This window comes from Halorhodospira neutriphila (genome assembly GCF_016584055.1).
Taxonomy (GTDB): Bacteria; Pseudomonadota; Gammaproteobacteria; order Nitrococcales; family Halorhodospiraceae; genus Halorhodospira; species Halorhodospira neutriphila.
In genome coordinates, this window is sequence record NZ_NRSH01000210.1 from 1 (window position 1) to 2,092 (window position 2,092).

Genomic DNA, 2,092 nt, shown 5'->3' on the forward strand with positions numbered 1-2,092 from the left:
CTCGAGCCGGCGGCAGGCCGGGGGCGCCCAGGAGCCGGAAGACAGCGAGTGGGAAGAGTTCTAGAGCGGCGCTCGGCAGCCGCCCGGCCGCGGTGGGCCGGGCGGCGCCAGCCGGACTGCAGGGAGGGAGTCGTCGCCGGTGGGTGGTGAGCGGGAGTTTCGCTTTACCCAGGAGGACTTCGAGTGGATCCGGGAGACGGTCGGCCGCGAGACGGGCATCCAGCTCAGCGAGGCCAAGGGGGACATGGTCTACTCGCGGCTCGCCCGGCGGCTGCGCGCCCTCGACCTGCCGGACTTCGCCAGCTATCGGCGGCTGCTCGTCGACGACCCCGAGCGCCGCGAGATGGCGCACTTCGTCAACGCCCTGACCACCAACCTCACGGCGTTCTTCCGGGAGGGGCACCACTTTGAGCACCTCCAGGGGGTCCTGCAGGGCAGCCGCGGCGCCGTGCGGATCTGGTCGGCGGGCTGCTCCACCGGCGAGGAGGTCTACTCGGCCGCCATCACCGCCCGGGACGCGCTCGGCGAGCGGGCGGCGGCGGAGCGGGTGCGGATCGTCGGCACCGACCTCGACAGCAGCGTGCTCGAGCACGCCGAGGCCGGCATCTACGAGCAGCGCCGCGTCGAGGGCCTGAGCCGCGAGGAGCTGCGCGGCCACTTCCTGCGCGGCAAGGGGCGCAACGAGGGGCTCGTCCGGGTCCGCCCGGAGGTCCGGCGGCTGGTGGCCTTCCAGCAGCTGAACCTGCTCCACGAGTGGCCTTTCCGGGAGCCGTTCGATATCGTCTTCTGCCGCAACGTCATCATCTACTTCAGCAAGGAGATCCAGCGCCGGCTCTTCGAGCGGGTCGCTGAGGTCATGGCCCCCGGCGGGTGGCTCTACATCGGCCACTCCGAGACCCTATGGAAGGTCAGTGAGCAGTTCGAGTCGCATGGCCGTACGATCTACCGAAAGGCGGAGTGACGCTGCGGCCGGCGCCTCCGGCGTGCGCAACCGCGGCGTCGAGCCGCCGCCGGCGCTGCCGGGCTTCGAGGCGATCAACCGCTACTGGGACCCGCAGCACGGGACCTTCGCCGCCAAGATCCTGCCCGGCGAGTTCTACGTCACCGAGCACGCCGAGGAGATGATCGTGACCACCCTCGGCTCCTGCGTGGCGGCCTGCGTGCGGGATCGGCGGCTGCGCGTCGGCGGCATGAACCACTTCATGCTGCCGGTGCGCGGCGGCGATCCCAAGCACTGGGAGGGGGACCCGCTGAGCGTGGCCACGCGCTACGGCAACTACGCCATGGAGCAGCTGATCAACCGGATCATGGCCCTCGGGGGGCGGCGCGGCGACCTGGAGCTCAAGCTCTTCGGCGGCGGCCAGGTCCTCGCCGGGGTCACCGACGTCGGCCAGCGCAACATCGAGTTCGCCCGCGAGTACGTCCACACCGAGGGGCTGCGCCTGCTCGCCGAGGACCTCGGCGGGCCCTACGCCCGCAAGGTCCAGTACTTCCCGGCGACGGGGCGGGCGCGCACGAAGAAGCTCTACGAGACCCGCAACGACACGCTGCTCCGGCGCGAGGAGCACTACCTGCACGAGATCGACGAGGCGCCGGTCACCGGCGGCGTCGATCTCTTCTGAGGGGAGGGCGCGGCGATGGTGCGTGTCCTGGTCATCGACGACTCGGCGCTGATCCGCCGGCTGCTCGGCGAGCTCCTCGAGCAGGCCGGGGATATCGAGGTCGTCGCCACGGCGCGCGATCCCTACGACGCCCGGGAGAAGATCAAGCGCCTCGACCCGGACGTGCTCACCCTCGACGTCGAGATGCCCCGCATGGACGGGCTCACCTTCCTGCGCAACCTGATGCGGCTGCGCCCCATGCCGGTGGTCATGGTCTCCTCGCTGACCGAGGACGGCGCCGAGGAGACCCTCGAGGCCTTGGCGCTCGGGGCGGTGGACTTCGTCACCAAGCCGCGCGGCGACACGGCGCAGGGGCTCGAGGCCTACGCCGACGAGCTCATCGGCAAGGTCCGGGCCGCGGCGCGGGCGCGCGTCCGGCCCCTCGGCGAGGGCGGCGGGGGGCAGCCGCTGCGCCCGCCGCGGCGGCTGCC

At 72.0% G+C, this 2,092-nt stretch carries 3 protein-coding genes; all 3 read left to right on the forward strand.

What is annotated here, in order from left to right:
• Positions 1-139 precede the first annotated feature (139 nt).
• Positions 140-961 carry a CheR family methyltransferase gene (locus tag CKO13_RS11825; RefSeq protein WP_200261285.1) on the forward strand — a complete coding sequence of 274 codons (822 nt, stop codon included), beginning with the start codon at positions 140-142 and terminating at the stop codon, positions 959-961.
• A complete protein-coding gene (cheD, locus tag CKO13_RS11830) occupies positions 930-1,622 on the forward strand; it encodes a chemoreceptor glutamine deamidase CheD (protein WP_200261288.1) in 693 nt (230 codons plus the stop codon). The genes CKO13_RS11825 and cheD overlap by 32 nt, the downstream gene beginning before the upstream one ends.
• Positions 1,623-1,637: 15 nt before the next feature.
• On the forward strand, positions 1,638-2,092 hold a 455-nt coding region (locus tag CKO13_RS11835), incomplete at its 3' end, for a response regulator (protein WP_200261290.1).